Origin of the sequence: Nocardioides zeicaulis, from assembly GCF_042432345.1 — a bacterium.
GTDB classification, from domain to species: Bacteria; Actinomycetota; Actinomycetes; order Propionibacteriales; family Nocardioidaceae; genus Nocardioides; species Nocardioides zeicaulis.
This window is the reverse complement of the sequence record NZ_JBHLXH010000001.1, coordinates 694,372-698,126: the sequence shown is the minus strand read 5'-3', so window position 1 is coordinate 698,126 and position 3,755 is coordinate 694,372. Positions and strand designations below refer to the sequence as shown.

Sequence of the window (3,755 nt, the reverse complement as noted above, 5' to 3'; positions counted from 1 at the left end):
CTGCACCCCAGGAGGTCTTTCTGTTTCTCGCCCCCGATCCCCACCCCGACCGAGAGAGCCCCGATGGACCTGCACGGCGCGTTCCACGTCTACGACACCACGCTGCGCGACGGCGCCCAGCAGGAGGGACTCAACCTCTCCGTCGCCGACAAGCTCGCCATCGCACGCCAGCTCGACGGGCTCGGGGTCGGGTTCATCGAGGGAGGGTGGCCGGGCTCGAACCCCAAGGACACCGAGTTCTTCCGCCGGGCGCGCGAGGAGCTCGACCTGCGCCACGCCCGGCTCGCGGCGTTCGGCGCGACCCGCCGCGCCGGCGTGCGCGCGGCCGACGACCCGCTGGTGGCGGCGCTGCGCGACTCGGGCGCCGGCGTGGTCACGCTGGTCGCGAAGTCGCACGACCGTCATGTCGAGCTGGCGCTGCGCACCACGCTGGAGGAGAACCTGGCGATGGTGCGCGACACGGTGACCCACCTGCGCGAGGAGGGGCAGACGGTGTTCCTCGACGCCGAGCACTTCTTCGACGGCTACCGCGCCAACCGGGCGTACGCGCTCGAGGTGCTGCGCACCGCCACCGAGGCCGGCGCGGAGGTCGTCGCGCTCTGCGACACCAACGGCGGGATGCTGCCCGACTGGGTGTCCGACGTGGTGCTCGACGTCATCGAGACCACCGGGTCGCGGGTCGGCATCCACGCCCACAACGACTCCGGCTGCGCGGTGGCCAACTCGCTCGCCGCGGTCGCGGCCGGCGCCACCCACGTGCAGGGCTGCATCAACGGCTACGGCGAGCGCACCGGCAACGCCGACCTCGTCACGGTCGTGGCGAACCTCGAGACCAAGCTCGACCGCGCGGTGCTGCCCAAGGGGCTGCTGCGGGAGGCGACCCGCATCGCCCATGCCGTCGCCGAGGTCACCAACGTGCCGCCCGCCCCGCGCCAGCCCTACGTCGGCCACTCCGCCTTCGCCCACAAGGCAGGGCTGCACGCCAGCGCGATCAAGGTCGACCCCGACCTCTACCAGCACCTCGACCCGCTCGTGGTGGGCAACGACATGCGGCTGCTCGTCTCCGACATGGCCGGGCGCGCCTCGATCGAGCTCAAGGGCCGCGAGCTCGGCTACGACCTGTCCGACGACCGCGAGCTCGTCACCCGGGTCACCGACCGGGTCAAGGCGATGGAGCAGCGCGGCTACACCTTCGAGGCCGCCGACGCCTCCTTCGAGCTGCTGCTGGCCGAGGAGGTCGAGGGCGCCCGGCCGTCGTACGTCGACGTGGAGTCGTGGCGGGTGATCACCGAGACCCGCACGGACGGCGAGGCGATCTCCGAGGCCACGGTCAAGCTGCGCGCGGAGGGCGTGCGCTACGTCGTCACGGGGGAGGGCAACGGCCCGGTCAACGCCCTTGACGCCGCGCTGCGCGAGGCGATCGGCCAGGCCTTCCCCGAGGTCGCGAAGTTCGAGCTCGTCGACTACAAGGTGCGCATCCTCGACCCCTCCCTGCCCGGCGGGCACGGCACCGACGCCACCACCCGGGTGCTGATCGAGACCAGCGACGGCGAGTCGTCCTGGGTCACCGTGGGCGTGGGCGCCAACGTGATCGAGGCGTCCTGGGAGGCCCTCCTCGACGGACTGACTTTCGGATTGCGCCGCCAGCAGCGCTGAGCGACCTCTACCTTTCTCGCGTGAGCGACACCGCCTACGCCGAGGAGACCGGCGCCCCCTCCACCCCCTCCGCCCGTGGCCGGCTGGCCACGGTCCTGCTCATGGTGGGGTTCCTGGTGCTGGTGCCGATCCTGTCGCTGATGGGCCTGCTCCTGGTGATGACCTCCGACAGCTGCGGGGTCAACAGCTGCAGCACCGGGCTCATCGTCACGGGCGTGGCGGTCGCCGTCGGTGCCCCGGTCCTGGCCTTCCTCGTCACCCTGGCGTGGACGGTCGTGCGCTGGCGGCGCGGACGCAGCACCTGGTGGCTGCCGCTGGTCGGGGTCGCCGTCGGCGCCGCCCTCTGGGGCGTCGGCGCTGCGCTCGCCTTCTCCGCGGTCGGCTGAGCCACCCGGCACACCTGGACCAGTGGTCTGGTGACGCGTGCTCAACGGCGGTCGATCGCGGCCGCCGGAGCGTCCGCCGAACCTAGCGTGCTCGCATGACCCACCCCCCAACGTACGCCTTCCCGCCCGTCCCCACCGCCGACCGCGTGGTCACGGTCCTGCTGCTCGCCGTGCTGGGCTACGCCGCCGCCTCCGGCAGCCTCCTGGGCGTCCTGCTCACGATCGAGGCCGACGACTGCCAGGCAGTCGTGCCGTGCCTCGACGGCCCGACCGGCACGGGCTTCCTGGCCTCGGGGCTCGCGCCGCTGGTGTTCTGGCTCGCGGCCCTGGTCGTGGTGCTGGTGCGCTGGGGCAACCGCCGCCCGACGTGGTGGGTGCCGCTCGCCGCCGTCGTGCCGGCGCTGGGGGTGTGGGCCGTCGGCCTCACGGCCGCCTCCGCCGGCTGAGGCTCAGGCGCCGACGACCCGGTGCACGAGGTCGTCCCAGCCGGCCTGGATGCGCTCCAGCGGCAGGTGCTCGCGGGTCACCTGCTGGTCGAGCACCACCATCTCGAGGGGGGCGAGCAGCGCAGTGGCGAGCATCAGCAGGTCGCCGGAGACGCCGAGCTCGCCGAGCAGGTGCCGCACGTGCATGTTGGTGAACGACACCGCGGCCGCCGACCGTGCGCCGGGGCGTCCCGCGGCCGCGATCAGGTCGGCGTGAGTGAGGTTGGTGCGCAGCCGGGAGTGCCCGAACGCGAGCAGCCGGTCCATCGGCGGCGCCCCGGGTCCCAGCGGGGGCGGCCCGGACATCACGCTGGCCTGCCACAGCGACTCCGACTCGTTGAGCACCGCGGCCATCAGGCCCTCGCGCGTCTCGAACCGCCGGAAGACGGTGGCCTTGCCGACGCCGGCCTCGGCGGCCACGGTCTCCATGGTCACGCAGCCGACGCCCCGGGTGTGCACCAGGCGGAGCGCGGCCGCGAGGATCGCCTCGCGGTTGCGGGCGGCGTCCGCACGCTCCGGGGCCGGGTCGTCGGCCATCGGGAGCAGTCGGATCACGGCTCCCAGCCTAGGCTGCACGACGTACGCGAGCACGGGAATGAAAACGGACCACGGTCCGTTTAAGGGGTCATGACTACTGACAAGCAGACCCGTGTCGCCGTCCTCCTCGGCTCCACCCGCAGCGGTTCGCTCAACCGTCGCATCGCCGAGCACCTGCGCGACAACGCCCCCGCGGGTGTCACCGTCGACGTGGTCGAGGGCCTCGACACCGTCCCGTTCTACAGCGAGGAGATCGACGGCGACACCGTGCCCGCCAGCGCCTCCTCGCTGCGCCAGGCCGTCGCCTCGGCCGACCGCGTCCTCGCCGTGACGCCCGAGTACAACGGCACCATGCCGGCCGTGCTCAACAACGCCATCGACTGGCTCTCCCGCCCCTACGGCCAGGGCGCGATCGTCGGCAAGCCGTTCGCCGCGATCGGCGCCACCCCGACGCCGTACGGCGGCAAGTGGTCGCACGAGCACGCCCGTCACTCGGCGAAGATCGCCGGCGCCGTCGTGGTCGACGGCATCGTGGTCGACGTCGCCGCCGTCGAGGGCGACCCGCTGACCGACGAGGCCAAGGTCCAGGAACTGCTCGGCGCGCTCGACGCCCTCGTGGCCCACGAGGCCGAGGTCGCCGCCTGACCCTCGGCACCTCACCTGGGCACCTCGATGCCGGAACCGCCGCTTC

The 3,755-nt window shown here is 72.9% G+C and carries 5 protein-coding genes; 4 read left to right on the top strand and 1 reads right to left on the bottom strand.

All coding sequences use genetic code 11. The features are described 5' to 3' along the window. Positions 1-63: 63 nt before the first annotated feature. The 3 genes from cimA (at position 64) to ACFFJG_RS03470 (ending at position 2,488) form a co-directional block, all read left to right on the top strand. The gene (gene cimA / locus ACFFJG_RS03480) at positions 64-1,656 is read left to right on the top strand and encodes a citramalate synthase (RefSeq protein WP_378517214.1); all 1,593 of its coding nucleotides are present in this window, start codon (positions 64-66) and stop codon (positions 1,654-1,656) included. Between the two features lie 20 nt (positions 1,657-1,676). Beyond that, on the top strand, positions 1,677-2,042 hold the full coding sequence (locus ACFFJG_RS03475) for a DUF6264 family protein (protein WP_378517213.1): 366 nt from the start codon (positions 1,677-1,679) through the stop codon (positions 2,040-2,042). Between the two features lie 95 nt (positions 2,043-2,137). Beyond that, positions 2,138-2,488, top strand: a complete 351-nt coding sequence (locus ACFFJG_RS03470; RefSeq protein ID WP_378517212.1) for a hypothetical protein — start codon at positions 2,138-2,140, stop codon at positions 2,486-2,488. A 3-nt stretch (positions 2,489-2,491) separates the two neighbouring features. Here the strand turns inward: ACFFJG_RS03470 and ACFFJG_RS03465 are convergent, their stop codons facing one another. Next, positions 2,492-3,082, bottom strand: coding sequence for a TetR/AcrR family transcriptional regulator (locus tag ACFFJG_RS03465; RefSeq protein WP_378517211.1), 591 nt, complete (start codon positions 3,080-3,082; stop codon positions 2,492-2,494). Between the two features lie 72 nt (positions 3,083-3,154). Here ACFFJG_RS03465 and ACFFJG_RS03460 point away from each other — a divergent pair, with 72 nt between their 5' ends. Beyond that, positions 3,155-3,709 carry an NADPH-dependent FMN reductase gene (locus ACFFJG_RS03460; protein WP_378517210.1) on the top strand — a complete coding sequence of 185 codons (555 nt, stop codon included), beginning with the start codon at positions 3,155-3,157 and terminating at the stop codon, positions 3,707-3,709. Positions 3,710-3,755 lie beyond the last annotated feature (46 nt).

Bases quoted from the DNA above. Each gene is read 5' to 3' on its own strand.
- cimA (WP_378517214.1), top strand. From the start codon at position 64: ATGGACCTGCACGGCGCGTTCCACGTCTACGACACCACGCTGCGCGAC.
- ACFFJG_RS03470 (WP_378517212.1), top strand. From the start codon at position 2,138: ATGACCCACCCCCCAACGTACGCCTTCCCGCCCGTCCCCACCGCCGAC.
- ACFFJG_RS03460 (WP_378517210.1), top strand. From the start codon at position 3,155: ATGACTACTGACAAGCAGACCCGTGTCGCCGTCCTCCTCGGCTCCACC.